Genomic DNA, 25,161 nt, shown 5'->3' with positions numbered 1-25,161 from the left:
TTAACTTCTTTCGGGACCGCTACCCCGGTTCCGTCGACGGTCCACGGGTCCGGCGTTCGACGAGCAATAGCGCCGCGAGGCCGAGGATGATGAGCGTGTACGCCCCGGCAGCGAGGAGAGCGGCCTGTTCAGAGCTGTACTCGCCGGTGCGGAAAATGATGGCCTTCCGGACCATGGCGATGACGCCCGTGTAGATGACCAAGCGGACGATGCGCCGGGTCTCGCTCTCTTGTGTGTAGGCGACGACGGTCTGGTACACCTCGACGATAATAAACAGGAGGAGAGCAGTGTCGATGAAGCCAACGACGACCAGCGGGTCGGTGATATCTCCCCGGGCGGCGCTCTGGAATATCTGCAGCCCCAGGTCGAACACGCCGATGGCAAAGAGCAGGACGAGCACCAGCGCCGCGACCACCTCGACGTAGCGGATGGCCGTTTCGCTGTAGCCCAGCACCCTGTCGTCGAGTGTCTCCGCTTTCGGTAGCGTCCCGCCGACGGGGTCGGCCTCCTCATCATCCATACACACGAAACGAACCCCAGCCCATTCAAAGCGGTCCCTATCTGGCGTGGCCCGGGTCTGACGGTCGCGGCTCGTAAGCCTCCGGTGTCGTTCCCAGTCTAGCAACGAGCCACAGCACCGGGAGCAACAGGACGCTGCCGACGACGAACGGCGACCAGTAGCCGACGGCGAAGTACAGCCCGCCCATGACCGGCGGGCCGACGGTCCGGGCGAGGCTGCCGGCCCCCTGCGTGATACCGAAGGCGCTCCCCTGGACGGCTGCGCCGGCCCGCTGGGAGACCAACGCCGTCAGCGTCACCGAGAGGATACCGTTGCCAAGCGGCAGCAGCGTCAGTACGAACAGGAGGCCGAGCAGGTCGGCGGTGAGAAACGGGACGAGTGCGGTCAGGTCGGGCAGGACCGAGCCGATGGCCCGCGAGGTCGGGATGGCACCGACGCCGACGACGAGCAGGCCGGTCCCGAACAGCGAGAGCCGGACCGGGCTGTACCGGGCCGAGAGGCGGCCGACGAGGACTCCCTGCGTGATGACCGCGAGGACGCCGATGTAGGTCAAAAGGAGCGCGCTCTGGGCCGCGGTGTAGCCGTAGATGTCGGCGACGTAGGGGACGAACATCACCTGCACGCCCGAGAAGGCAAAGGAGACGAGGAAGAAGGCCGCCAGCAACGGGCGGAGGCCGGGGGTCGCCACCGCCGTCCGGAGCTGTGAGAGCGCCGAGGGGCGGCCGGTCGCCGTCGCGGTCCCCGAGGCGGGCCTGGATTCGGGGAGAAACAGGAGGGCGACGACGACGCCACAGAGGCTCGCGGCCGCGGCGGCGAAGCTCGGGAGCGAGAACCGGGAGACGGGAACGGCCGCCGGCACGAGCGCGTCGACGGCGGCGACCGTGGCGTCGAAGCTCAACACCGCGCCGATGCCGGGGCCGAAGATGAACCCCAGACCGAAGGCGGCTCCGATGAACCCCAGCGCCGCGGCGCGTCGCTCCGGCGGCGTCACGTCGGCCACGTAGGCCTGGGCCGTCGAGAGGTTCCCGCCCATCGCGCCGGCAAGCATCCGGGAGACGAACAGCAGCCACAGCGCGTCGGCCAGCCCGAACACCGTCCACGCGACGACGGAGCCACACAGCGACACCACAAGCACCGGGCGGCGGCCCACGCGGTCGGACAACGAGCCAAGTAGCGGCGCGAAGACGAACTGCATCGCGGAGTAGGAGGCCGCGAGCAATCCGATGACGAACTCCGTCCCGCCCGGGAACGACCGGGTGTAGTACGGGAGTATGGGGATGACGATGCCAAAGCCCAGCAAATCCAGGAAAACGACGAAGAAAACGACCGCAAGGGCGCGGCGTTGGGACCCGGTGCTTGTGGTCCCGGTGTCTGTCATACCAGCCCCTGCGTCGGGACGGCGGATAAGCGCGCCGGGGCCGGGCCGTGGGCTCATCTCGCACGCCGAGCACGATGCGCACGCTTTTTCCCGCTGGGAGCGGTGGCTAGAGACAATGATTTCCGAGGGCTGCGAACAGTGCGCCAAAGGCGGCAAGATGGTGCTGTTCGTCTACGGCTACTGCGACCAGCGAGACTGCTTCTACTGTCCCCTCGGGGAGAACCGCAAGAACGTCACCCAGATGTACGCCAACGAGCGGCCCGTCGAGGACGATTCGGACGTCATCGAGGAGGCAAAGCGCATGAGCGCGCTTGGCACCTCGATCACAGGCGGCGAGCCGCAGGAAGTCCTCGACCGGACCTGTCACTATCTGGAACTGCTGAAAGACGAGTTCGGCGAGGACCACCACACGCACCTCTACACCGGTATCACCGGCGGCCGCGAGAACATGCGCCGCCTCTCGGAAGCCGGCCTCGACGAGATTCGCTTCCACCCGCCCTTAGAGCAGTGGGGCGACCTCCACGGGACCGAGTGGGAGGACATCCTCTACATCGCCCGCGAGGAGGGGCTGACCCCCGCCTTCGAGATCCCGGGCATCCGCGCCGAGGAGGAGTTCCTCGAATTCTTAGACGAGGGCGCGGCCGACTTCTGTAACATCAACGAGTTCGAGATGTCCGACGGGAACTACCGCCGGATGCAGGAGGAAGGCTTCGAACTGAAAGAGGACCACATGAGCGCCGTCGAGGGGTCCCACGACATCCTCGAGAAAATGGGCGACCACGAGAAGGTGTACTTCTGTACGAGCGTCTTCAAGGACGCCGCCCAGCACCGCTCGCGGCTCAAGCGGATGGCCCGAAACATCCGGCGTCCGTTCGACGACGTGACCGAGGACGGGACGCTCGTCTACGGGAAGGCGTGGACCTCTGAGGCGCGGCTGGAGGCACTCGGCGTCCCCGAAGAGTACTACACTGTCAAATCCGAGCACGTCGAGCTGGCCTGGTGGCTGCTTGAGGAAATGGTCGAAGAGGGCGACCTCGACAAGGGCGAAATCGTCGAGCAGTACCCGACCTACGACGGGACGGTCGTCGAGCGGACACCGCTGGCCGGCGGCGCGGATAGCGGGCGGGCAACTGCGGACGATTAGCAAGCCACCCCGTGGTTCGTTGCAGCGTGCCTGAGAGAGTCGGAAAGAGACGTTGTGCTGTCAGGACGTGGGTTTATGTCCCGCCTCAGAGAAGTGAGGGTACGCTCGATGCGCTTTGGTATCGACAGCGGCAAACTCCTGTACGCACTCGGTGTCCTGTTCGCCGCGGCTGCGCTCCTGTATTTTGTCCGTGATGTCGTGTTCGACCTCTCGATAACCGTGAAAGCGGCGCTGCTGTTGCTGGCCTTTATCGCACTGTTCGTTGCGGGTGTAGCCCTCGAACGAGACGTACTTGACGTCGTTGCCTTCGCCCTCAGTGGGGTGACCTACGTCGTGTTCGTCGGCTACGTCGTCGTTCGGTATTCGCCCGGCGAGACGGGAACGTTCCTGTTGCTCGCCATGTCCGCGGGACTGTTCGTCGGGTTCGGCTACGCGCTCCGGGCAGGGATTCCGACGCCGTCGCAGCGAACGGCGGCGGCCGCCCTCGGCGGCCTCCTCATCGTGAGTGCTGGACTCGTGGGTGCCGACGCGCTCAGCGGCGGGGTGGCCTACGATGTGCAGACAAACGAGTCGGTCACCGTGTCGGTCCCGGAGACGGAACACACCCCGAACAGGTACCCGTACATCGAGGCAGAGGTCGGGACCGTTACCGCGTCGAACCCCTCTCCGTTTCTGCGGGCGCTAGATCTCCCCTCACTTTCGGGCTGTCTGGTCGGCCCGACAGAACATCCGGATGACAGCGTGTTCATAAACACCGATATCAAGTGGGACGAGGACACTATCGGCGCTTCGGCGACAAAGTCCTACGCCGTCAGGGCTGAGTTACCGATTGACCCGAACCGGACGGAGTCACAAACGTACGCCATCGAACAGGGACACGACTGCAGTACGGAGCGCTCTGAGCCAACGCTGGTGGTGCAGGTCAGCCAGAGCGACACGATAGACTGACTACTCCAGTTCTGTGAGACACTCCTGACAGTAGCTGGCGTCTTCCATGTTCGGCGTGCCGCAGGTGGCACAGGTTACGACTGACAGACTGGTCTCCGACAGCGGCGACGACTCATCGTCAAGGATTGCGTCGGCCGGCCAGTCAGGGCCAGTCAGCGACTGGTCCTGCATCTCAGCGTGTTGGTGGACCTGCTGGATGAGTTCGTCGTCACGCATCGCTTCGAGGCCGCGCCATAGCCCCAGAAACAGCAGCGTCGGCGCGACGATGACGAATAGGCCAGCGATGACGCGCAACGCCAGTTCCACCTGGCCGAGTGCCATATGCTCACAATGAACTGGACAGTCGAGTATCCTTCGCCGCATCTGTCGGCTTGCGGGCCGTCAGACGGCGTCGACGCCTTCTTGCCTCGTCTCGCTGAAGACGGGGTATGAGTGGTCCTATCGTGGCAGTCGGTAGCGTCCTCGCTGTGGTCTTGCTTCTCGGACTGAGCGCGTTCTTTTCCAGTTCGGAGATAGCAGTGTTTTCGCTGCAAAAAGACTGGATAGCACAACAGGCAGCGACGGGGGAACGACGGGCGCAGGTGCTGCAGGAACTGTACGATAACCCCCACCGACTACTGGTGACGCTGTTGGTCGGCAACAACATCGTCAACATCGCGATTTCGAGCATCATCACCGTCCTCGTCGCGAGCTATCTCTCGCCCGGACCGGCGGTCGTTGCAACCACGGTCGTGACGAGCGTCCTCATCCTGATTTTCGGGGAGATCGTGCCCAAGGCGTTCGGCCTCGGCAACGCACAGGCGTGGGCACTAACTGTCGCGTCGCCCGTCCGACTCGTCGAGCGCGTACTCTCTCCGCTTATCACCGTGTTCGATGGCATCACTGGCCGGATAACCGCACTCATCACCGGTGAAACGGACATCGAAAAGCCGTATCTGGAGTGACCGTCAGTACTGGTACAGCGAAACGACGAACGGGAGTCTGTTGTACATCCAGATTGCCAGCGGCAGGCCGACGATTGTCAACGACAGCGCGTACACGACACCGGTCCAGACGCCACTGGCCCACCAGCCAACGAAGACGAACCAGATCGCCCGGACGAGCAGTGAGTGCTGCGAGCCGCCAGCACTCTCCGTGACAAGCCGATCACGTCGCTTGAGCGTCAGCACCAGCGGCACCTTGTTTATCATTTTGATGCCCAGCGGGAGGCCGATGATTGTGACGTTCAGGAACCACGCGACTGAAAGCCAGATGCCGGTCACCCACCAGCCGACGAGCAGGAACCACACCGCCCTGACGAAGAGAGACCGCTGTTCACTCATATCGGCACTACCATACCTGCCAGCATAAGTCTCCGGTTCGAAGGGAGACGACTGTGGTAACACCGCACCGCCGATATCGAATCTGAAACTGGGGCGGCGGCCAGGAATGTCAGCACATCGGACAAGCAGTTACAGATAGTGACATTTCAGCCCACAAATCGCCGATTTCCCGGGCAAATCATTCGTATATGCCTCTGTCAGTATCTCTATATATCTCGTAGTTTTTTGTACGATAACTGGAAATCGCCGGACGAATGGTAAGCCGAGATGCCCGCCCCCGAATCGCCCACCTCGTCCCGGCCGCTGTGCGAGAGAGTTTCGTCCGGAAGTTCGTGGCCGCAGTGCTGGTGGCGGTCCTGGTTGCCGGCGGAATCGGGGCAGTGTTTTACACCGATACGACGCGAACGCTCGACCAGCGAGTGGAGACACAGGTCGTCTCGACCGCCGAGTTACAGGCTGACGGGCTCGACAACTGGGTCGACGGCTTCCGACGGCAGACCCAGACGCTCTCGTCGGTCAAGGAGTTCCAGAACGGGCAACCGAGCGTCATCAGGGACTACCTCCTGCTGGAATCGAGCGACCTCACCTCGGAGTTCGTCGCCGTCCACTACGTGCAAGCCTCGGACGGCACGGTCGAGGCGAGCACCGCGAGCGGGGTCCGCGGGGAGACACTTGCATCCCTCAACGTTCCATGGGGGTCGGAGATGGCAGCTATCGACAACGAGACAGATACGTCCGGGACTGTCGTTGTCCCAGAAGAGCCCTACAAGTCACCGGTAACAAACGACAGCGTCCTGGCGTTCGTCAGCTCCGCGCCGCAGAACACGGAACACGTCATCGTCGTTGAGGCGAACCTCTCCGCGCGTACCGAATCGTTCCGTGGGTCGCTGGCCGACAGCGAGACGACGATTCTCGGACCGGAGGGAACGGCTGTCGTCGGCAACAGTATACCGGGCGAGGCCGTCACTACGGTCACACGCGAGGGCGGCAACGGCTTTACCCAGTCATCGGAGACAGTGTACGGGTATTCGAGCCTCGACAGCATCCGGTGGACGGTCGTGACACAAGTGCCTGCATCGAGCGCCTATGCCCTCCGTAACCAGATTGCGACCAGTCTCCTCCTGACGCTCATCTCCGCAATAGTGATCCTCGGCGGCGTGACCGTTGCGATGAGCAGGCGCTCGGCGACAGCTCTCTCTGAACTCGCAACGACGGCCGACGAGATGCGCGCAGGCACCCTCGACGTGACGCTCGAGACATCTCGGTCCGACGAAATCGGACAGCTGTTCACCGCCTTCGACGAGATGGGGCAGTCGCTCCGCGAGCAGATCGCTGACGCGGAGGCGGCCAGGGAGAACGCCGAATCCGCCAGAGAAGAGGCCGAGTCGGCGAAAGAAGAGGCAGAAGCGGCTCGCAAAGCCGCGGAGACACTCAGCGATAGGCTCCAGAACCGCGCCGAAGACTACGCCGAGGTCATGGCTGCGTGCGCCGACGGCGACCTGACAGCACGGATGTCGTCCGACGCTGACGCCGAGTCGATGGCCCGGATCGCAACAGCCTACAACGACCTGCTCGACGAGTGGGAAGACACCATCCGCGAGGTCCGAGCGTTCAGTGAGGCCGTCGACACCGCAACCGAGACCGTCTCGGAGAACGTCGACGCAGTTCAGGACCGCAGTACCAGCGTGAAATCCTCGGCCGCAGAGATGGCCGACGGGGCAGAGACGCAGTCGGAGAAGCTCGAAACCGTCTGGACGGAACTCGAAGACCTTTCGGCGACTGTCGAGGAGGTGTCCACCGCCGCTGACACGGTCAGAGACCGGGCTGACGAAGCGCTCAGCCGGTCACAAAGCGGACGAGCTGCTGCCGAGCGCGCGGCGACGGCGCTCGACGAGATCGAACGGTCGACAGACCAGACTGTCACACAGGTCGAAGCACTCGACGCACTGATGGGTGAAATCGAATCCGTTACCGACCTCATCACTGACATCGCCGACCAGACGACGATGCTCGCGCTGAACGCCAACATCGAGGCCGCCCGAGCCGGAAGTGAAGGCGATGGCGACGGCTTTGCCGTCGTTGCCGACGAGGTGAAAGCGCTCGCCGACGAGACGGTGACAGCGACCGACGATATCGAGGCCGCTATCGGCGAGATGCGTCAGCAGGTCGAGCGCACTGTCGACGAGATGCACGCCACACAGTCGAAAGTCGATACTGGAACCGAGACGGTCGGCGATGCCCTCGATGCGTTCGACGACATCGTCGGCGATATCGAGGGTGCGACCAGCGGGATGCGAGAGATCGACCGCGCGACAGACGAGCAGGCTGAGTCGACACAAGAGGTCGTCTCGATGGTTGAAGGGGTCGGCGACATCAGCGACGACACGGCTGTCGAAGCGGCCGCCGTCGCCGACGCGGCGACCGAGCAGGTCGAGGCCGTCGATGACGTCGAGTCATCCGTCGCGAACCTCTCCGACCGCGCCACCGACCTCGGGCAGTTGCTGGAAACGTTCACCGTCGACGAATCCGACACTATCGACAGTGGGACTGACGTGTTCGAGACGGCCGTCGAGGACCGAACGGGAGCAGAGTCGACAGGGGACGACTGAGCCGTCAACGTCCAGCAGCCGATAGCCGCGGTCGGTACTCAGTCCTCAAATCCGTCCTCAAAGACGAACGTCCCGTTTCGCTGGACGACCTGCGCCGACCTTTTTTTGCGTCGGGTCGCCTCTGGCGACCGCTTCTTGAAAAACGTCGATGAAAAGGCCGGCCGCTCACTCCGTTCGCGGTCAGTACTCAGTCCTCGAACCCGTCTTCGAAGACGAACGTCCCGTTTCGCTGGACGACTTCGCCATCGACTTCGATGAACGAGTCCTCGCTCATGTCGACAATCATGTCCACGTGGACGGCGGACTCGTTTTGTTCGTTGTCCTCGCCGACAGTGGCGTCGTAAGCTCGTCCTACCGCCATATGGACGGTGTCGCCCATCTTTTCGTCGAACAGCATATTGTAGGAGAACTGGTCGATATCCCGGTTCATTCCGATACCCAGTTCGCCGAGTCGGCTCGCGCCGTCATCGGTTGACAGCACCTCTGTCAGGAGGTCCTCGTTCTTCGCGGCGCTGTGCTCGACGACTTCGCCGTCCTCGAAGCGAAGGAAGACATCAGTCACTTCCCGGCCCTGGTGGTACAGCGGCTTGTCGAACAGCACCTCGCCCTTGACGCTGTCTGGGACCGGTGCGGTGAACACCTCGCCGCCGGGAAGGTTTTTTTCGCCGTAATCGTTGAGCGTCTCGTTACCGGCGATGGACATCGTCACGTCCGTTGTCTCCCCGGAAACGATGCGAACTTCGTCGGCGGGGTCGAGTATCTCGACCATCTGTGACTGGTGCTCGCGAACGGCGTCCCAGTCTTTGAGGACAGCATCCCAGACGAAGTTCTCGTACCCTTCCGTGGACGTCTGGGCGAGCTGGGCGTTGGCGGGCGCAGGGTATTGCGTGAGACACCAGGTCTTCGAGAGCCGCTCGTTCAGGAGCGGCTGCTGGGACTGCTGATAGGCGGCCGTCGTTTCGGGGTCGACGTCGCTGGTCTCGGTGACATTGTCGCTCCCCTTGATGGCGATGTACGCGTCCATCTCCTCGTACAGCGCCTCGACGTGGCTCGGCGTCTCGAACTCGTCCCGGTTGCGGAGGTAGGCGCGACGGAACCGCTCGCCGAGGCGGTCCTGCACGACAAGCGGATTTGCGCCGCGGTCAGCAGCGAACTCGTGTAGCGCCGTAACGAGATCCGCAGCCTGTGGGTGCGCGTCGATAACGAGGTTGTCGCCTTCGCTCAAATCGATAGAGTGGTCGACAATGACTTCCGCGTGTTCGCGGATACGTGGGTCCATACAGATAGGCACCACCGACGCCCCCTAATCGTTACCCTCCCGGCTACTTCTTCTTGCTCTGCTGGAACCCTTCTTTGAAGCCCTGGAAGGTCCGCCGGAGCATCAGATACATGAAGAAAAAAAACAGGAGCACAGCAGCGAGGAGTGCGTATGTGAGCAGGTCGGCCATACCGGCGGTTGTCGAGCCGAGATGAAAATGCTTTCGGGAGGAGCGTCTTCGGGCGTCTACCGGTCGATTTTGGAGGGTAAAATACGGGTTTGACCGATAGCTACAACGGTCACTGTGCTTTGGCAAAGACTCATAATCCCATAGAACATACAGATAGTCATGTCGTTGCTGCCCTCTCGGGACCCGGCGACCCCGGACGCCGAACCCCGAGTCATCGGTGTCGACAGTGATGATGCGGACGACGTGCTGTCGGCACTCTCGGCAGAGACAGCGCGCAATTTACTGTCAGAACTAAACAAGGAGCCGGCACCGCCGTCAGAGCTGGCCGACCGGGTGGATACGTCGCTGCAGAACGCACAGTATCACCTGAAGAAACTGAAAAACGCCGGCGCGGTCGAGGTCGTCGATACGGCGTACTCCGAGAAGGGACGCGAGATGGATGTATTCGCACCGGCCAACCAGCCACTCGTTATCTGTGCCGGTGACGAACAGGAAACGTCGGGACTCCGGGCGGCGCTGGCGAACATTATCGGCGGTTTCGCTATCATCGGCTTCGCAAGCCTGCTGGTCCAGCAAGTGTTCGGGAGCGGGCAGGGAACGCTGTTTGGCGGCCCGACAGTGTCGTCCGGGAGTGCGGACACTGGCAGCCGGGACCCGAGTTTTTACGCCGAGAACGCGACTGTGACCGACGGCGGCTTCGAGGCTACTGCGGGTGCACTCGACACTGCCGCACAGGGCGGTGCCGAGGCCGCTGCCGCCGTGATTCCGCCGGGCCTTGCGTTCTTCGCTGGCGGCGCATTTGTCATCGCGGGCATGGCGGCGCTGTGGTATATCCGGCAGTAACCGCCTGCAGCCGGTTTGCTCCGGTATTACCACAATTAGCGTCGCTACGATACGCTCACCGATTGACGATAGTCGTCGAAATCGGCGTCCCGTCCGGGGAGCGAAGGCGGACGCGAACGTCGCCAGCCATCACGTCCAGTTCCGCGTGGGCCGGTTGATAGCGCCGCGGGTCGGCGTAGCTACCCGGATTAACCAGCGTCCAGCCGCCAAAATCGGTCAGTACGGGTTTGTGTGAGTGACCGACGACGACGATGTCGGCCGCCTCCTGTCGGGCCAGCATGCCGAGTGCGGTTTCGGTGTGCTCGTGCCCGTGGACAACGACGATGGTCAGCCCTTCCCAAGAGACGGTCGCAACGTCTGGGAGTCGATCAGGGACCGGTGGTCTGTCGTTGTTCCCGACAACGCCGGTCAGTTCGTCGCATTCGGCCTCGATGGCATCGAGGACCTGCTCAGTCATGAAATCGCCTGCATGGAGAACATGGTCGGCGTCGCGGACAGCGGCAAGCGTCCGACCTGTCAGCCGGTGGTCCTCCGTTCCGTGCGTGTCTGAGATAGCAGTGAGCATACTGACGGTAGCGGGGCCAGGTATAAATCCAGAAGCATTTTGCGTTACGGTCGTGACGGAAAAATAATGGCAGGGAGTAAATCAGTCGTCATCGCCGCACTGATAGCCAACGGCGCGATTGCGATTCTGAAGTTCTTCGGCTTCCTTCTCACGGGGAGTGCCGCGATGCTGTCGGAGACGTACCACAGCATCTCAGACACCGGGAATCAGGTGTTTCTACTCATCGGGATTCGGTTCAGCGAACGGGAGCGCGACCGCCGTCATCCTTTCGGGTACGGCAAGGCACAGTTCTTCTATAGCTTCCTCGTCTCCGTGTTCCTGTTCGGCATCGCCGGCTGGGAGAGCGCGAAACACGGCTGGAACGAGCTCACGGCCGGCGGCCACGGCGGTGGTGGACACGCCGGCGAGGCCGTCGAGTTCCTGTTTTTTTCCTTCCAGCCCCCGGCGTGGCTGGACCCGCTGTGGGTCAACTACACCGTCCTCCTCGGTGCGTTCGTGTTTGAGACGTACGCACTGGTGAAGGCCCGCGCGGAGATGCAGCGACAGATAGACCGCAACGACTGGTCGGGATACCGCGAGGCGTTCCGCAAGACCAGCGACGTGACGACGCTGACCGCCCTGACCGAGGACGCCATCGCACTCGCGGGGATCGTCATCGCGCTGGTCGGCCTGTTCCTCGAGCAGCAGACCGGTAACCCCTTCTTCGACCGGGTTTCCGCACTACTCATCGGGATTATGCTGATGGGCTTCGCCCTGGCACTGGCCTGGGAGAACAAGCGGCTCCTGCTGGGGGAGAGTCTCCCGACGGACGAGGAACAGCGCCTCCGTGAGGTTGTCATGCAGAACGAACACGTGGACGAAATTATCGGCTTCCGGACGGTCTACTTCGGGCCGAACGAGGTCATCGTTTTCGCAGACCTGCAGTTCGACCCGGCACTGGACACGGAGTCGATAGACGACGAGATAACGGCGCTGGAATCGGCGATGCAGGACACCAACGACGACATCAGGAAAGCCTACGTCGAGCCGGAACTGTAAGGGTCGTTGTCTTCGAGCCACCACGGAATCGGGACGCGGGCGATGTCGGTTGTGACCGTCATCGTCGTGTCGATATCCGGCCGCTCCGGCCGCTGTTCAGTGTGTTCGACATGTCTGATTACTCCCTGTCGGTCGACGTACAGCCGTGACCGCACGACCGCGGATTCGTTTTCGGCGGTTGGTGTCTCGACCGCATTCGTTGCGGCCAGGACAGCGACAGGCCGTCCGTTCCGCTGGACGGACGCCACCGTCCGATACGCAGTGTTCGACAGGAGCCGTCGAAGCAGGTCAACGCCGGGCGGCGAGGCGACAAGCGACGTGTTCGGCGTCGCTGGCGTGGTGGCGTACGGCGTATCGGGGTCGTCCCGGACGTTCGTGTACAGCGTCCCGTCGGCGAGGACCACGTCGTCCGATATCGGACCGAACCGCTGTCTGACCCGCTGGATGCCTCGTTGACGGTCGATCCAGACGTCGAGCGTGTTCTGTGGCCCGGCCTGTTCGACGTGTCGATGGAAGTTCCGGTTCGAAAGTGCCCGCTGATGGCGGTCGAGCAGTCGGTCCACGTCGACCCTCCCGTCGCTGGTCGGGACTGTGACCGTCGCCTCCGGTGTGTTAGTGGGGACGGGCGCTGGCGTCACCGGGTCGCTGTCGTCCGCCGACGGGCCAGCCGGGAGGAAGCCGGAACACCCCGCGAGAAGGGCAATACCGACGGCGAGCGTGACACGCCACATGTATCTCTTGAGGAGCGCTCGCGGCAAGTAGCTGTGGGGGCGAACCCTTTTGCCGGTGAACGGCCAATCGGGGCACGTGGCAACGACAGACGACGGCTACATGCGGTTTTTCCCCTTCGAAGAGCCGTACGACCATCAGCAGGAGGCGATGGGCACGATATACGACGCCCTCGAAGAGGGTCGGGACGTGCTGTTCGAGGGGGCCTGTGGGACCGGAAAGACGCTTGCATCGCTGGTCCCTGCGCTGGAACACGCCCGCGAGACGGGCAAGACCGTCGTCATCACGACGAACGTCCACCAGCAGATGCGCCAGTTCGTCGAGGACGCCAGAGCGATAACGGACCAGGAGCGCCTGCGGGCCGTGGTCTTCCGGGGCAAGGGCTCGATGTGCCACATCGACGTGGACTACGAGGAGTGTCAGGCACTTCGAGACACGACCCGTGACCTGGTCGAGGTCGAGAACGACATCGCCGAACTCGAACAGCGCGAGGGCGAACTCCTCTCGGACGGCCAGGCGGGCAGCAGCGAAGCGATGGAGGCCCGTAACGCCGTCGTCGAGGAACTCCGGGACCTGCAGGACGAGCGCGAGGAAATCGAAACCGAACGCTCGACCTGCGACCACTACTACCGGAACCTTACTGTCGACACCAGCGAGTTCTACTCCTGGCTGTTCGACGACGTCCGGACGCCCGATGACGTGTACGAGTACGCTCACCAGCAGGGCCTGTGTGGCTACGAACTGCTGAAAGAGGGGATGGACGGCGTCGATCTCGTCGTCTGTAACTACCACCACCTGCTGGACCCGACCATCCGCGAGCAGTTCTTCCACTGGATCGGCCGGGACCCCGAGGACATCATCGCGGTCTTCGACGAGGCCCACAACGTCGAATCGGCCGCACGCGACCACGCCCGGCGGACGCTGACGGAGAACACGCTCGACCAGGCCATCGAGGAACTCGACGGCGAGGACGACGCCCGGACCGACGCCGCGGCCAACGTCATCGAGACGTTCCGGGACGCGCTCGTCGAAGCCTACGAGGACTCGTTCGAGTTCGGCGGGCGCGCGGCCGTCGACGAGCACTGGGACGACGTGACCATCGCTAACGACGACCGGAAAGACGACCTGACGCTCGCCTTCCTGCAGAGCTACACCGGCCCCGGCTTCCACGAGGAACTGGACCACGCGCTGGACCTCGGCCGGGACCTCGACGCTCGCTACCAGGAGGCGTTCAAAGAAGGAGACCTCGACACCAGAAAGGAATGCCAGACGCTGCAGGCCGCCGGCTTCATTTCCGACTGGCTCGATGAAACGGACGAGACCGGTCAGTACCCCGTCGTCAGCGTCCGCCGGGACGAATCGACAGACGAGGTGTACGGCCGCGCGGAACTGTACACCTGCATCCCCGAGCAGGTGACCCGCGACCTGTTTTCCGACCTGCACGCGGCGGTGCTGATGAGTGCCACGCTGCGCCCGTTCGACGTGACCGAGAACGTCGTCGGCGTCGACGACCCGGTGACGATGGCCTACGGTGCGCAGTTCCCCGAGGAGCGCCGGCGGACCTATGCCGTCGACGGCCCGGCGCTGTTTTCCAGCGAACGGGACGACCCACAGACCCAGCAGCGCATCGCCCGCACGCTCGAAGACATCGTCCGGTTCACCCCCGGCAACACACTTGTGTTCTGCCCCTCCTACAGCGAGGCCGAGCGCTACCACGACATGACCGCCGTGAGCGCGACGCGATACCTCGACGAGCCGGGCACGCAGGCCCGGGACCTCCGGGAGGCCTTTACCGACGGCGACGACGGCGTCCTCTACACCTCGCTGTGGGGGACGCTCGGTGAGGGGGTGAGCTACGACGGCGACGACGCCCGGACCGTCGTCGTGGTCGGCGTCCCGTACCCCCACCTCGACGACCGGATGGATGCCGTCCAGGACGCCTACGACGTGGCCTTCGGCGACGACGAGGACGAGGCCGGCTGGCGCTACGCCGTCGAGATTCCGACGGTCAGAAAGACGCGGCAGGCCCTCGGACGAGTTGTCCGCTCGCCCGAGGACTTCGGCGCGCGCATCCTGCTTGACAAGCGCTACACGGAGGCCGCCGAGATGGAGATGCACGACTACGCCGTCCGCGGGACCTTCCCGCCGGAGGAACGCCGCGAGATGGTGGATATCGGGCCCGAGAAACTCAAGTTCGCGATGCTGAATTTCTACCAAGATATGGACGCCTACGACGGGCCGCCGCCGAAGCCTTGAGTACGGGTTCGGAACGGCGACCGACCGGAAACCGGATAGTTTGAAACCCTCCACGTGAAACGGACGGGTAATGCTAGTCGCCTTCGACTTCGACGGGACGCTCTCCGATTCGGAGATGACGGTCCTGCTCGGGAGCCAGAACGGGACGGCCGAGGACATGGCCGACATCACCGAGCGCGCGATGAACGACGAAATCGAGTACGCCGAGAGCCTGCGCCAGCGCTGTGCGCTGCTGGAAGGCCTCTCGGATGAACAGGCCCGGGCGGCCTTCAGTGAGGTCGCCCTGCGTCCGGGTGCAGCCGAGGTCATCACTGCGCTACGAGACGCCGGCGTCTACGTCGCTATCCTCACTGGAGGGTTTGAGCGCGGCGTCGAGGCTGCACTCGAAACGGAGGGGGTCGAGGTTGACGCCATCGTCGCCAACCGACTGCCCGTGGCAGACGGAAAGCTGACCGGCGAAGTGCGCGGGCCGCTCATCTCCGGGACGAAAGACGACGCGATGGAAGTCGTCACCGCCGTCACCGGCGAAGACCGGGACGCGACTGTTGCCGTCGGCGACGGGGCCAACGACCTCCCGATGCTCGAAGTGTCGAACCTGGCTATCGGCTTCGACCCGAAACCGGCCGTCGCGCCGTCGTGTGACACGACAGTCGAGACAATGGACGAACTGTACGAGCTGCTGGAAGCCGAAGGAATCCTGTAACGAATCTCTGTTTTTGTCGCTCACGGTCACGACCTGTACGCTGCACGGTAGACGGAGAACAAACGGGGAGAGGCACGCTCCCCACGGACGCGAGCAGTCGTTGTCGGACCAATGACAGAGTATGGTTGAGCGTGAACCGACGCGTGCTCGCTACCAGCGACGGTTCATTGAATGCATTGTCTTCTCCCGTAATAAGCCTAATGAATAGATGAATTATTGCAGTACTTTGATACGCACGTTCAGAAAAGTTCTGTAGAATACCGTATTCTTCGTTAGTTAGTTGCCTGGCCGATTGCCTGGTCGAGGTCGGCTTTGATGTCTTCGACAGACTCAGTGCCAACAGAGAGACGAACCATGTCGTCAGTGACGCCAGCGGCGGCCTTCTCCTCGTCCGTGAGCTGCTGGTGGGTGGTCGAGGCCGGGTGGATGATGAGCGTCTTCGCGTCGCCGACGTTGGCCAGCAGCGACGCAATCTCGGTCGATTCGACGGTCGTCCGGGCGGCGTCGTAGCCCGCGTCGAGGCCGAACGTTATCATGCCGCCGTAGCCACCGTCGAGGTATTTGCTGGCGGTGTCGTGCGTTTCGTGGTCGTCGAGGCCGGGGTAGGTGACCCACGATACTTCGGGGTGGTCAGCGAGGAACTCGGCAACCCCCATGGCGTTGTCACAGTGGCGGTCCATCCGTGCGGGCAGCGTCTCCAGACCCTGCATCGTCTGCCACGCGTCGAAGGGCGACTGCTGGCAGCCCAGGTCACGGAGCCCGCGAGCGATAGCGGCGTAGGTGAAGGCCGCGTCCTCGAATCGCTCCCGGAAGTTGACACCGTGGTACGCGGGGTTGTCACCGGCAATTTCGGGGTACTTGTCGGCGTGTTCCTCCCACGGGAAGGAGCCGCCATCGACGAGGACGCCGCCGACGGTGGTGCCGTGGCCGTGAATCCACTTCGTCGTGGAGTTCCAGACGAGGTCGGCCCCGTGCTCGATTGGGTTACAGAGGTACGGCGTCGCGAAGGTGTTGTCGACGAAGAAGGGGACGCCGTGGTCGTGGGCGATTTCGGCGAGGCGCTCGAAGTCGGGCGTGACGAGCGACGGGTTGCCGATGGTCTCACAGTGGACGTAGGCCGTGTTTTCGTCGATGGCCTCGGCGTAGGCGTCGTAGTCGAGCGTGTCGACGAAGCGGGTCTCGACGCCGTTGCGCGGCGAAGTGTGGGTGTAGTAGGTGTAGGTCCCGCCGTACAGCGACGATGCGGTGACGACGTTGTCGCCGACATCGGCGAGCAGGAAGGTGGCGAGGTTTAACGACGCCATCCCGGAGGCGGTTGCGACCGCACCGACCCCGCCCTCAAGCGCCGCCAGCCGTTCCTGCAGCATCCCAACTGTGGGGTTCATCAGCCGCGAGTAGATGTGGCCCGGCTTCTCCAGCGCGAACTGCTTTGCGGCGTCCTCGGCGTCCTCGAAGACGTAGGAGGTGGTCTGGTACAGTGGCGGCGCGCGGGAACGGGTTTCAGCGTCTGGCTCTTCCTGGCCGACGTGCAAGGCGTCGGTTTCGAATCCGTGGTCTTGGTCGTCGCTCATACACTCCGCTTTCACCTGATGGGTCTTAATAACGACCACACCGGTGAGCCCCGCCACTGCTACGAGATAGCGGTGATTATTCGGGCCGTTTCCGGACGTATTCGGGCGCGGAAGGCCGTGTGGAGTCAGTATCGTGCTTCTGGAAGAACACGAAGAGAAGTACTCGGGCCGGGAGCGAGTGGTGCGACGACTGTCGCACCCGAAGCGACCCGGGGAAGGGCAGGCCTGCGGTCGTGCCGGGCGGTTAGCATACCGGTCGCCTGGCGACCGGTTTCACCGGACGCGAACGGAGTGAGCGTCCGGCCTTTTTCGCCCACGTTTTTGTACGGGGGTTGAGCGCTCGGCCCCGGCGAGCGCGAGGCCCCCGTGGAAAAAGGTGGTTAGGTAAACTTCCGGACCGTCATCGAAAGCGTATCCAGGTCCAGAATCGGCGCGAAGCCGGCGTCGGGGTCGATGTTGACGCTCTTCTGGAACGCGGTCTGGGCCTGCCAGCACCCGGAGTTCAGCGCAACGACGTTGTGGTACTCGCCCCAGCCGAGCTTGTGGACGTGGCCAGTGTGAAACACGTCCGGGACCTCCTCCATGACCAGATAGTCGCGGTCCTCGGGGGCGAGCCGGGTGTGACCGCCGTACTGCGGCGCGACGTGGCGCTTCTTCAGGAGCTGGTACATCGCCTTGTGTGGCTCCTCGTAGCTGGCCTCCTCATCCGGAAGTTCGGCGATGACCTCGTCCAGCGAGACGCCGTGGTACAGCAGCACCGTGACGCCCTCGACGGTGACCAACGAGGGATTAGAGTGGACCTGAGCGTCGTGGGCAGTCATGATGTCCCGGAGTTCCTCGTCGAAGCCGGGCTGGGGCTCGGCCAGTCGGACGGCGTCGTGGTTGCCCGGAATCATCCGGATTTCCATATCGCCCGGAACCTCCTTGAGGTACTCCGAGAATGCGCGGTACTGGTCGTAGATGTCGATGATGTCCAGTTCCTCGTCTTGCTCAGGGTAAATGCCGACGCCCTCGACCATGTCGCCGGCGATGAGGAGATACTCGACGGTCTCAGCCTCTGGGGTGTGGAGCCAGTCCGTGAAGCGGTGCCAGGCGTCCTCCATGAACTCCTGGCTGCCGACGTGGATGTCTGAGATGAGTGCCGCCTGAACGTGACGGTCAGCGGTCGAGGGGCTGTGCGTTCGGGGCACGTCCGGGAAGTACAGCGAGTCCACAAACAGGATGCCGGCGTCGTCGGCCAGCGTTCCCTCGACGGCGATGACCTCGTCCATGAGCAACTGCTGGACGAGGTCGGCGATAGGGCGGTCTTTCATCACCAGACAGGGGAAGGTCCCGTTCGTGTCCTCCAGTTCGACGAGCCAGTGCCCGCTGGCGGTCGAGCGGATGTCCGAGACCATCCCGATGAGCGCCGCGTCGCTGCCGCCACCCATGTTTTCGATTGCGTCGGTCGGCCGGTGGTTCACTCTGCCACGGAGTTTGCTCGCCAGTTTCTCGTAGCGGTCCCGGAACACCGAGACGAAGTCCGAGTACTCGCCGGTCCCAGTTGACTGACCGGTCATGTCGTTCGCGACCTCGATTGCCCGGAGGGATGTGTCCACATCCCGTGACCCCTCCGTTTCAGGTGGAGAAGACGTACCCGGTTCGGTCGACGCGGCTGCACTCGTTCCAGTTGAAACGGGGGGGTGTGGATTGGGGGGGGTGCCGGTAATTTCGTCTCCTGCGCCTGGTCCGGTTTTCGGCGTGCTTCCCGCGTCTTCTGCCGTCTCAATCACAGATTCGACGTGGTCGGTTGTCAGCTTCAGCGCGTCATCGGGCAGGGTTTCGAGTGCGCGTTCCAGTGTCGCCGATGGATCCGGGGTATCGGCGATCCGCGTCACTGCTTCGCGCTCCGCGTTGTAGCCGCGGCTCGCGAGTTCGCTGACGATTCGTGCCGGCGTCTCCAGAGGCACGTTCCACACTCAGTGTCTGCGGGCAAAAGGATAGCGGACCGACAGTCGTCACAAGATTGATACCCCGCTGTCGGCAATCCGAGGTAGGATGGGCCGGGACGAATCGACCAGCAGCACGTCGCCAGACGAGACGGAGGAGGCTGCTGACACCAGCCCAACGTTTCGTCTCGGCCTGTACGTCCGCGACATCAGTACGAGCGTCGGAGCGGTCATGCTCGTCGGTGCGCTCCTGTTTGCCGTCAGCGGAGTGTGGCCCCCGCTTGTCGCAATCGAGAGCGGGAGCATGGAACCACACATCGACACCGGTGACATGGTGTTTGTCATGGACGCAGAACGGTTCCCCGGACAGGAGGCGCGTCACGGCGTTGTAACGGCGGCAACCGGGGCCGAAACCGGGTATCGGACCTTTCAGCAGTCCGGAGATGTCATCGTCTTCGAACCCAACGGTAACGAACAGCGAACGCCGATTATCCACCGGTCGATGCTGTGGGTTGATGCCGGCGAGAACTGGTACGACCGAGCGAACCAGACGTACATCGGAAGCGCGGACAGTTGCGACGAGCTTCGGAACTGCCCGGCCCCCCACGCTGGGTTTATTACGAAAGGTGACAACAAAGTGACCAACACGAGATACGATCAGGTGACCGGAGCGAGTACTGTTGTGCGCCCGCAGTGGGTTATTGGAACCGGAATCTTCCGAATCCCGCGTCTCGGGTACGTCCGGGTCCAGCCGTCCCAGCTATGGCACACAGCAGCGACTATAGGGGTCGGAGAAGCTTCAGCGCCAGCGGCAAGTTGACTGACTCGGACGGTAGTGGTCGCTCTAACAACAGAAGGTTGATTGGCCGCCTCCGAGTATTCGTGGTACGAATGGCCGGGTCAGACCATCGGTCGTCGGACGGGGACGGAACCGAGGGACCGGGAGGGATGATGTACGTGACCGATATCGTCAGTAGCGCCGGTTCAGTCCTGCTTGTCGGGGTGTTGCTGTTCGCCGTTAGCGGCGTGTGGCCCCCACTGGTCGCTATCGAAAGCCCGAGCATGGACCCGCATATCAAGGAAGGCGACCTCGTGTTCGTGATGGAAGAGGAGCGGTTCTCCGGCCCAGGTGATCACAGGGGTGTCGTTACTGCGGCGAACGACGACAGCTATCGGAAGTTCCAGCAACCGGGCGACGTTATCGTATACGAGCCCGACGGCAACAGTCGGCAGACCCCGATCATCCACCGAGCGATGCTGTGGGTTGATGCCGGCGAGAACTGGTACGACCGGGCGAACAAGGACTACATCGGGAGTGCGGACAGCTGTGACGAACTCAGCTCCTGTCCGGCCGACCACGCCGGCTTCATCACCAAGGGCGACAACAACGGCCGGTACGACCAGGTCGGCTCCAGCCCAATCAGCGAACCGGTCAAGCCCGGGTGGGTCATCGGTACCGCGGAAATGCGGGTCCCACTGCTGGGACAGGTCCGACTCCAGTGGAACCAGGCTGGAGCGACCGATGTGGTACCAAGCGGGGCAGAACCGGCAGTAACGAGCGAAACAGCGTCGACAGCCATGAACACGACTGCGTCCGGGTAGCTCGCCACTCTCGGTAGGAAGACTGTTTCACCTGCGACGGCGGAGACTGCCGGGCGGTCGGGCAATCCGCAGATCAGTTGTCGAAGCGGGCCTGCACGAACGGCTGGACATCGTCGATATCGCCAAGTCGTGAATCGGACAGCAGTACCGCCTCCGTCTCCTCGGTTGGAACCGACAGCGAGATTTCTTTCGTCCGTCCGTATCGGCCCTTCGAGACAACGACGGCGTTGACGATGCCGAGCATATCGAGTTCCGAAATGAGGTCAGTGACGCGGCGCTGTGTCAGGATATCGGCGTCGATCTCCTCACAGAGGTTCTTGTAGATGTTGAATACCTCGCCGGTGTTGATGTTGTGGACGCCGTTTTTCTCCAGAAGGATGATGGCGAAAAGGACGATCTTCGACTGGGTGGGAAGCGTCCGGACGACCTCGACGACGCGGTCGAGTTCGATCTTCTCCTGAGCTTGGCGGACGTGGTCTTCGAGGACGTTGTCGGTCTGGTCGCGCTCGGCGAGTTCGCCCGCAGTCCGGAGGAGGTCAAGCGCACGACGTGCGTCCCCGTGTTCCTGTGCAGCGAAGGCCGCACACAGCGGGATGACATCCTCGGTGAGCGCGTCATTTTTGAACGCCACGTCGGAGCGTGCCTGTAGGATGTCCCGGAGCTGATTCGCATCGTATGGCGGGAAGACGATCTCCTCCTCTCCGAGGCTTGATTTGACCCGAGGATCGAGGAAATCAGTGAACTTCAGGTCGTTAGAAATGCCCATAATCGAGACGCGGGAGTTCTCCAGTTCGGAGTTCATCCGGGAGAGGTTATACAGGGTATCGTCGCCGCTTTTCTCGACGAGCTTGTCAATCTCGTCGAGCATAATGACGACCACGCGCTCGTGGTAGTCGACTGCGTCGAAAAAGGAGCTGTAGACCCGATCCGTTGGCCACCCGGTCATCGGCACTTCCTCGAACTCCGCCTTGTCTACTTCCAGCGAACTGATTTCGGTTTCGATGTCGTCGAGAGAGTCAAACGCCGTCTCTTCGAGTGCAGCCGCCGTGTTCTCGCGTGCGCGCGACTGGAGGTCTTCGAGTTCGGCGATTCGGTCGTCGATGAGCCGGGCATTCTTGTCGATGAACTTATTCGCGAGCTGAGCCAGTACGCGGTACTGGGTGTCGGTCACCTCGCAGTTGATATACTCGACCTCACAGGGAACCTCGTACTTCTGTGAGGTCGTTTCGAGTTCCTCGCTGACGAACTTCGCGGACGCGGTTTTCCCTGTTCCCGTCTTGCCGTAGATGAGGATATTCGACGGCGTATCACCGCGCAAGGCGGTAACGAGAATCGTCGCCATGTTGTTGATCTGCTCCTCGCGGTGGGGGAGTTTGTGTGGCGTATACGAGGGGCGAAGGACCTCCTTGTTCTCGAAAATGGGTTCCCCTTCGAGAAGGTCGTCGAACAGGCCACGGGACGCTTCGTCTGAGGGATCATCGGATCCGGTATCGAGATTGTCGAGAATGACATCGTCGAGATCTGATGGCCCGGTCGATATGTCGGGGTCCGTTTCGGAGCCGGGGTGCCCGTCGGACCCGTCGGCATCGTTCGACGTTTCTGGTGTCGACAGATCGGATTCCGGGGCCGAGTTGTTGCTTTCGTCAGTCATAGTCGATCGAGGGGGTCCCCTTCGTTTCGTGTGGAGAGAGTTGGAGACACCGGAACAGAGGGAGCGAGGAGTGCGTCAGTGCCGTTGTTAGTGAGCATCAGCGCTCTCCGGTGTGTCCAGTTGAACCACATGAACCGTACCGTGATTCGATATTAAATATTTCGGTACACCACCTGTGAAAGATGTGTGTTGATATATTTATATTTTCTGTCGCATGAGTACTGTTGTCATAAAGGGAAATATAGCTTCGATCTCACTGGGGTGAAACGGGCAGTATACAGCAGCTAGTGATCGGAGAGTAAGAGAATGGTGGTGCAGTTTCGGGAGCGGGTACGCTGTGTGAATATGAGGGTAGCGCATGAGGAGCCGGTGCTTGCAGCGGAACCCGACTCCAACAGGGTAACCCCCCCACCCCTTCGTTTCCAGTGGAACTAGAAGCAGGCCCGGGGGGAGGGGGGAGGGAGGCCGACAATGTACTGTAACAAGAGAAAAGATTTAATATGGTATATCGTAAACCAAACCCGCACCAGATAAAACAGATAGTCAGTAGGAGTTAGTGTTCAGTTTTCTAGTGTCTAGACCGCTCTAGCTAGTGAAATCACGTATCGCGCTGATCTGAAGAACTAGTGCGCTCCCAATTTGACCGATAAGTCTCCCACCCCTCTCCAGGGGTGTGCGGCGTTCCACCTGAAACGAAGGGGTGGGGGGCTGTGTTGGTACACCCACATACATCTCGCGTGGGTCAGGATGGGCTGACTCGAATAGTCCCCCCTTTTCGCTCGTCTCCGTCCCAACGCCCGCACGCTGATCTGTGCTATGCCCCACCATGTCAGAATAGGGACTAATGTCTGACGTAGGCTTAAGTGAATTCGCCTATCTTTTACGGGCAGAGCCGCCATACCGGACGACTCCGGGCGGCGGGAGGATAGGATGGGATTGTTAACAAACCTCAAAGATAGTATTTCACGCGCGGCATCGACGCTGTTCTCCGAAGAGGACCCGAAGCGTATCGGGATCTACGGCCCGCCGAACGCCGGTAAGACGACGCTGGCGAACCGCATTGCACGTGATTGGACCGGCGATGCTGTCGGCCCAGAGAGTCACGTTCCACACGAGACTCGCCGTGCGCGCCGAAAGGAGAACGTCGAGATCGAACGCGACGGGAAGAAAGTGACAATCGATATCGTCGACACCCCCGGCGTGACGACGAAGGTCGATTACACCGAGTTCCTTGAACACGACATGGAGAAAGACGACGCCGTCCGTCGCTCCCGCGAAGCGACTGAGGGCGTCGCTGAAGCGATGCACTGGCTCCGCGAGGATGTCGATGGTGTTATTTACGTACTCGACTCTGCGACCGATCCGTTCACGCAGGTCAACACCATGCTCATCGGCATCATCGAGAGCCAGGACCTTCCGGTGCTGATCCTCGCGAACAAAATCGATCTTGAAGAATCTTCGGTCCAGCGCATCCGAAACGCATACCCACAGCACGAGACGATTCCGCTATCAGCGCTTGAGGGAGACAACATGGACGAAGTCTACGACAAAATCGCGGAGTACTTCGGGTGATATAATGGCGGAAGTCAAAGACCCAGACGACGGCGTCCAGATCGACCTCATCAGCGGCGAACGCATGGCGGGGCTGGCCTCGATGGAAAAAATTCGGATGATTCTCGATGGCGTCCGCGACGGCAACATCGTCATCCTTGAAGAGGGGCTCTCCCCCGACGAGGAGTCCCGCCTCATCGAAGTGACGATGACCGAAATCAGTCCGGACGAGTTCAACGGCATCGAGATCGAGACCTACCCCAAGTCCGAGGCCGCCGACGCCAGCATCCTCGACCGGTTGATGGGCAAACAGTCGACCCAGAAGCTGACGGTTATCGGGCCGGCAAACCAGATAGAGACGCTCCACAAGGACGAAACGCTCATCAGCGCCCTCGTCTCTCGGAAATAATGCCCCACCAGTGTACGGAGTGTGGCCGTGGCTTCGACGACGGGTCGAAGGAGATGCTCTCGGGCTGTCCCAACTGCGGCGGGAACAAGTTCCAGTATCAGCCCGAAGGAGCCGACATCTCTGAGACGCCGGACGCGGAGCCACCGGAACCACCGGGACCTGACAGTACCGTCGCTCGTACCGTTGGCAAAACCGCTGCCTCAGTACGAGACTTCGTCAGCGGTTCCGCTACAGACGGGGACCGGGACGCCGAGCAGTCCCATTTCGACGCCGACCGGTCGGTTGACGCACAGCCGAGTGACCCATCCCACACGTCCGGTTCGCCGTCGACCGAACCTGACCGCACGTCTGTGACTGAGGACTCGGCCCAGGCTAGCGCCCGTGGGGATGTCGTCGAGCCGGACGAACTCCCGTCGAACGTCCCGTCGGCATCCGAATCCGAACACCAGTTCCGTCCCGTCGGTGCCGACCCCGACCCACCACCAGAGCCGGACAGCGAGGACCGCCCCGATCTGGAGGAACTCCGAGCGGAACTCAACGACCAGTTCGAGTCGATCAAAGTACTGGAACCCGGCCAGTACGAACTGAACCTGATGGAGTTGTACGACCGCGAGGAGTACATCATCGCGCTGCAGGAGGACGGCCACTACTCGATTCAGGTTCCGGAAACCATCCGCTCCGAGTGATCGACACGGGCTTTTCGTTTTACTGGTTCGCTAGCCCCGAATTACCCCGTAGAACCGCTCCATACACCATTGAGTATCAATGCCGGCACAACCATTATATAATATGCCGTGGATGCTTCCGATAACGCCATGAGCCACCGAGAACTCTCGACATCGGAGTCACACCTCGAAGAGTGGGCGTCACTCCTCGGTGCTGATATCGACGACGACGGGCGCGACGGCGATTTGCTTGACGACCAAGACGACCCCGCGTAACAATC

At 62.2% G+C, this 25,161-nt stretch carries 25 protein-coding genes; 14 read left to right on the top strand and 11 right to left on the bottom strand.

Annotated elements, in window-relative coordinates:
• Positions 1–19: 19 nt before the first annotated feature.
• Positions 20–520, bottom strand: coding sequence for a phosphate-starvation-inducible PsiE family protein (locus DVK01_RS06190; protein ID WP_121511969.1), 501 nt, complete (start codon positions 518–520; stop codon positions 20–22).
• 37 nt (positions 521–557) lie between these two features.
• Positions 558–1,898: an MFS transporter gene (locus DVK01_RS06185; protein ID WP_121535935.1), complete on the bottom strand. Its 1,341-nt coding sequence runs from the start codon at positions 1,896–1,898 to the stop codon at positions 558–560.
• A 115-nt stretch (positions 1,899–2,013) separates the two neighbouring features.
• Between DVK01_RS06185 and DVK01_RS06180 the strand changes: the two genes are divergently transcribed.
• Positions 2,014–3,042 (top strand): radical SAM protein, encoded by a 1,029-nt coding sequence (locus tag DVK01_RS06180; protein WP_121511968.1) that lies wholly within the window; start codon positions 2,014–2,016, stop codon positions 3,040–3,042.
• Between the two features lie 108 nt (positions 3,043–3,150).
• Positions 3,151–3,990, top strand: coding sequence for a DUF1109 domain-containing protein (locus tag DVK01_RS21815; RefSeq protein WP_158598761.1), 840 nt, complete (start codon positions 3,151–3,153; stop codon positions 3,988–3,990).
• On the opposite strand, the gene DVK01_RS06165 is transcribed toward DVK01_RS21815, so the two are convergent.
• Positions 3,991–4,311, bottom strand: a complete 321-nt coding sequence (locus tag DVK01_RS06165; RefSeq protein ID WP_101348842.1) for a zinc ribbon domain-containing protein — start codon at positions 4,309–4,311, stop codon at positions 3,991–3,993.
• Between the two features lie 107 nt (positions 4,312–4,418).
• Here DVK01_RS06165 and DVK01_RS06160 point away from each other — a divergent pair, with 107 nt between their 5' ends.
• Positions 4,419–4,934 carry a CNNM domain-containing protein gene (locus tag DVK01_RS06160; RefSeq protein ID WP_101348841.1) on the top strand — a complete coding sequence of 172 codons (516 nt, stop codon included), beginning with the start codon at positions 4,419–4,421 and terminating at the stop codon, positions 4,932–4,934.
• 3 nt (positions 4,935–4,937) lie between these two features.
• On the opposite strand, the gene DVK01_RS06155 is transcribed toward DVK01_RS06160, so the two are convergent.
• Positions 4,938–5,312 carry a YccF domain-containing protein gene (locus DVK01_RS06155; protein WP_121535926.1) on the bottom strand — a complete coding sequence of 125 codons (375 nt, stop codon included), beginning with the start codon at positions 5,310–5,312 and terminating at the stop codon, positions 4,938–4,940.
• Positions 5,313–5,566: 254 nt separating this feature from the next.
• Between DVK01_RS06155 and DVK01_RS06150 the strand changes: the two genes are divergently transcribed.
• Complete coding sequence (locus DVK01_RS06150) at positions 5,567–7,921, top strand: methyl-accepting chemotaxis protein (protein WP_121535923.1); 2,355 nt, start codon at positions 5,567–5,569, stop codon at positions 7,919–7,921.
• Between the two features lie 187 nt (positions 7,922–8,108).
• On the opposite strand, the gene DVK01_RS06145 is transcribed toward DVK01_RS06150, so the two are convergent.
• Both DVK01_RS06145 and DVK01_RS22805 read right to left on the bottom strand, forming a co-directional pair.
• Positions 8,109–9,200, bottom strand: coding sequence for an aminopeptidase (locus tag DVK01_RS06145; protein ID WP_121535920.1), 1,092 nt, complete (start codon positions 9,198–9,200; stop codon positions 8,109–8,111).
• A 43-nt stretch (positions 9,201–9,243) separates the two neighbouring features.
• Positions 9,244–9,369 carry a hypothetical protein gene (locus tag DVK01_RS22805; protein ID WP_004959992.1) on the bottom strand — a complete coding sequence of 42 codons (126 nt, stop codon included), beginning with the start codon at positions 9,367–9,369 and terminating at the stop codon, positions 9,244–9,246.
• Between the two features lie 159 nt (positions 9,370–9,528).
• Here DVK01_RS22805 and DVK01_RS06140 point away from each other — a divergent pair, with 159 nt between their 5' ends.
• Positions 9,529–10,212, top strand: coding sequence for a helix-turn-helix domain-containing protein (locus DVK01_RS06140; protein WP_101348837.1), 684 nt, complete (start codon positions 9,529–9,531; stop codon positions 10,210–10,212).
• A 55-nt stretch (positions 10,213–10,267) separates the two neighbouring features.
• Here the strand turns inward: DVK01_RS06140 and DVK01_RS06135 are convergent, their stop codons facing one another.
• Entirely contained in the window at positions 10,268–10,777 is a 510-nt protein-coding gene (locus DVK01_RS06135; protein ID WP_121535917.1) for a metallophosphoesterase, read from the bottom strand.
• A gap of 66 nt (positions 10,778–10,843) precedes the next feature.
• Here DVK01_RS06135 and DVK01_RS06130 point away from each other — a divergent pair, with 66 nt between their 5' ends.
• Positions 10,844–11,815 (top strand): cation diffusion facilitator family transporter, encoded by a 972-nt coding sequence (locus DVK01_RS06130; protein WP_101348835.1) that lies wholly within the window; start codon positions 10,844–10,846, stop codon positions 11,813–11,815.
• On the opposite strand, the gene DVK01_RS06125 is transcribed toward DVK01_RS06130, so the two are convergent.
• On the bottom strand, positions 11,794–12,546 hold the full coding sequence (locus tag DVK01_RS06125; RefSeq protein ID WP_101348834.1) for a hypothetical protein: 753 nt from the start codon (positions 12,544–12,546) through the stop codon (positions 11,794–11,796). The two genes, DVK01_RS06130 and DVK01_RS06125, sit on opposite strands and share 22 nt — an antisense overlap.
• Positions 12,547–12,622: 76 nt before the next feature.
• Here DVK01_RS06125 and DVK01_RS06120 point away from each other — a divergent pair, with 76 nt between their 5' ends.
• Together DVK01_RS06120 and serB are read left to right on the top strand one after the other, a co-directional pair.
• Positions 12,623–14,800, top strand: coding sequence for an ATP-dependent DNA helicase (locus tag DVK01_RS06120; RefSeq protein WP_101348833.1), 2,178 nt, complete (start codon positions 12,623–12,625; stop codon positions 14,798–14,800).
• Positions 14,801–14,870: 70 nt separating this feature from the next.
• A complete protein-coding gene (serB, locus tag DVK01_RS06115) occupies positions 14,871–15,503 on the top strand; it encodes a phosphoserine phosphatase SerB (RefSeq protein WP_101348832.1) in 633 nt (210 codons plus the stop codon).
• Positions 15,504–15,775: 272 nt separating this feature from the next.
• On the opposite strand, the gene DVK01_RS06110 is transcribed toward serB, so the two are convergent.
• On the bottom strand, positions 15,776–17,074 hold the full coding sequence (locus DVK01_RS06110; protein ID WP_121511960.1) for an O-acetylhomoserine aminocarboxypropyltransferase/cysteine synthase family protein: 1,299 nt from the start codon (positions 17,072–17,074) through the stop codon (positions 15,776–15,778).
• 380 nt (positions 17,075–17,454) lie between these two features.
• Complete coding sequence (locus tag DVK01_RS06105; protein WP_121535914.1) at positions 17,455–19,023, bottom strand: DNA-directed DNA polymerase II small subunit; 1,569 nt, start codon at positions 19,021–19,023, stop codon at positions 17,455–17,457.
• Between the two features lie 88 nt (positions 19,024–19,111).
• On the opposite strand from DVK01_RS06105, the gene DVK01_RS06100 reads away from it, so the two are divergent.
• Both DVK01_RS06100 and DVK01_RS06095 read left to right on the top strand, forming a co-directional pair.
• Positions 19,112–19,822 carry a S26 family signal peptidase gene (locus DVK01_RS06100; RefSeq protein ID WP_121535911.1) on the top strand — a complete coding sequence of 237 codons (711 nt, stop codon included), beginning with the start codon at positions 19,112–19,114 and terminating at the stop codon, positions 19,820–19,822.
• A 128-nt stretch (positions 19,823–19,950) separates the two neighbouring features.
• The gene (locus DVK01_RS06095; protein WP_121536166.1) at positions 19,951–20,604 is read left to right on the top strand and encodes a S26 family signal peptidase; all 654 of its coding nucleotides are present in this window, start codon (positions 19,951–19,953) and stop codon (positions 20,602–20,604) included.
• 73 nt (positions 20,605–20,677) lie between these two features.
• Here the strand turns inward: DVK01_RS06095 and DVK01_RS06090 are convergent, their stop codons facing one another.
• Positions 20,678–22,255, bottom strand: a complete 1,578-nt coding sequence (locus DVK01_RS06090) for a Cdc6/Cdc18 family protein (RefSeq protein WP_121535908.1) — start codon at positions 22,253–22,255, stop codon at positions 20,678–20,680.
• Positions 22,256–23,185: 930 nt separating this feature from the next.
• Between DVK01_RS06090 and DVK01_RS06085 the strand changes: the two genes are divergently transcribed.
• The 4 genes from DVK01_RS06085 (at position 23,186) to DVK01_RS22800 (ending at position 25,156) form a co-directional block, all read left to right on the top strand.
• Positions 23,186–23,827, top strand: a complete 642-nt coding sequence (locus tag DVK01_RS06085; protein WP_004590329.1) for an Era-like GTP-binding protein — start codon at positions 23,186–23,188, stop codon at positions 23,825–23,827.
• 4 nt (positions 23,828–23,831) lie between these two features.
• A complete protein-coding gene (locus DVK01_RS06080) occupies positions 23,832–24,215 on the top strand; it encodes a DUF2073 domain-containing protein (protein ID WP_004517591.1) in 384 nt (127 codons plus the stop codon).
• Complete coding sequence (locus tag DVK01_RS06075) at positions 24,215–24,901, top strand: Zn-ribbon containing protein (RefSeq protein WP_101351372.1); 687 nt, start codon at positions 24,215–24,217, stop codon at positions 24,899–24,901. The genes DVK01_RS06080 and DVK01_RS06075 overlap by 1 nt, the downstream gene beginning before the upstream one ends.
• A gap of 129 nt (positions 24,902–25,030) precedes the next feature.
• On the top strand, positions 25,031–25,156 hold the full coding sequence (locus DVK01_RS22800; RefSeq protein WP_255410203.1) for a hypothetical protein: 126 nt from the start codon (positions 25,031–25,033) through the stop codon (positions 25,154–25,156).
• Positions 25,157–25,161: the final 5 nt, after the last annotated feature.

Source organism: Haloarcula sp. Atlit-120R, assembly GCF_003665885.1.
In the GTDB taxonomy this organism is placed as follows: Archaea; Halobacteriota; Halobacteria; order Halobacteriales; family Haloarculaceae; genus Haloarcula; species Haloarcula taiwanensis.
Note: the sequence above shows the minus strand (reverse complement) of the source record. Positions and strands in the feature narration are given on the sequence as shown.

What these genes read in the sequence shown, in the direction of transcription:
- DVK01_RS06185 (WP_121535935.1), bottom strand. Translation starts at nt 1,898, where the DNA reads ATGACAGACACCGGGACCACAAGCACCGGGTCCCAACGCCGCGCCCTT.
- DVK01_RS06110 (WP_121511960.1), bottom strand. Translation starts at nt 17,074, where the DNA reads ATGAGCGACGACCAAGACCACGGATTCGAAACCGACGCCTTGCACGTC.
- DVK01_RS06100 (WP_121535911.1), top strand. Translation starts at nt 19,112, where the DNA reads ATGGGCCGGGACGAATCGACCAGCAGCACGTCGCCAGACGAGACGGAG.
- DVK01_RS06165 (WP_101348842.1), bottom strand. Translation starts at nt 4,311, where the DNA reads ATGGCACTCGGCCAGGTGGAACTGGCGTTGCGCGTCATCGCTGGCCTA.
- DVK01_RS06145 (WP_121535920.1), bottom strand. Translation starts at nt 9,200, where the DNA reads ATGGACCCACGTATCCGCGAACACGCGGAAGTCATTGTCGACCACTCT.
- serB (WP_101348832.1), top strand. Translation starts at nt 14,871, where the DNA reads ATGCTAGTCGCCTTCGACTTCGACGGGACGCTCTCCGATTCGGAGATG.
- DVK01_RS06085 (WP_004590329.1), top strand. Translation starts at nt 23,186, where the DNA reads ATGGGATTGTTAACAAACCTCAAAGATAGTATTTCACGCGCGGCATCG.
- DVK01_RS06125 (WP_101348834.1), bottom strand. Translation starts at nt 12,546, where the DNA reads ATGTGGCGTGTCACGCTCGCCGTCGGTATTGCCCTTCTCGCGGGGTGT.
- DVK01_RS06075 (WP_101351372.1), top strand. Translation starts at nt 24,215, where the DNA reads ATGCCCCACCAGTGTACGGAGTGTGGCCGTGGCTTCGACGACGGGTCG.
- DVK01_RS06160 (WP_101348841.1), top strand. Translation starts at nt 4,419, where the DNA reads ATGAGTGGTCCTATCGTGGCAGTCGGTAGCGTCCTCGCTGTGGTCTTG.
- DVK01_RS06135 (WP_121535917.1), bottom strand. Translation starts at nt 10,777, where the DNA reads ATGCTCACTGCTATCTCAGACACGCACGGAACGGAGGACCACCGGCTG.
- DVK01_RS22805 (WP_004959992.1), bottom strand. Translation starts at nt 9,369, where the DNA reads ATGGCCGACCTGCTCACATACGCACTCCTCGCTGCTGTGCTCCTGTTT.
- DVK01_RS06095 (WP_121536166.1), top strand. Translation starts at nt 19,951, where the DNA reads ATGATGTACGTGACCGATATCGTCAGTAGCGCCGGTTCAGTCCTGCTT.
- DVK01_RS21815 (WP_158598761.1), top strand. Translation starts at nt 3,151, where the DNA reads ATGCGCTTTGGTATCGACAGCGGCAAACTCCTGTACGCACTCGGTGTC.
- DVK01_RS06140 (WP_101348837.1), top strand. Translation starts at nt 9,529, where the DNA reads ATGTCGTTGCTGCCCTCTCGGGACCCGGCGACCCCGGACGCCGAACCC.
- DVK01_RS22800 (WP_255410203.1), top strand. Translation starts at nt 25,031, where the DNA reads ATGAGCCACCGAGAACTCTCGACATCGGAGTCACACCTCGAAGAGTGG.
- DVK01_RS06080 (WP_004517591.1), top strand. Translation starts at nt 23,832, where the DNA reads ATGGCGGAAGTCAAAGACCCAGACGACGGCGTCCAGATCGACCTCATC.
- DVK01_RS06180 (WP_121511968.1), top strand. Translation starts at nt 2,014, where the DNA reads ATGATTTCCGAGGGCTGCGAACAGTGCGCCAAAGGCGGCAAGATGGTG.
- DVK01_RS06130 (WP_101348835.1), top strand. Translation starts at nt 10,844, where the DNA reads ATGGCAGGGAGTAAATCAGTCGTCATCGCCGCACTGATAGCCAACGGC.
- DVK01_RS06190 (WP_121511969.1), bottom strand. Translation starts at nt 520, where the DNA reads ATGGATGATGAGGAGGCCGACCCCGTCGGCGGGACGCTACCGAAAGCG.
- DVK01_RS06090 (WP_121535908.1), bottom strand. Translation starts at nt 22,255, where the DNA reads ATGACTGACGAAAGCAACAACTCGGCCCCGGAATCCGATCTGTCGACA.
- DVK01_RS06155 (WP_121535926.1), bottom strand. Translation starts at nt 5,312, where the DNA reads ATGAGTGAACAGCGGTCTCTCTTCGTCAGGGCGGTGTGGTTCCTGCTC.
- DVK01_RS06150 (WP_121535923.1), top strand. Translation starts at nt 5,567, where the DNA reads ATGGTAAGCCGAGATGCCCGCCCCCGAATCGCCCACCTCGTCCCGGCC.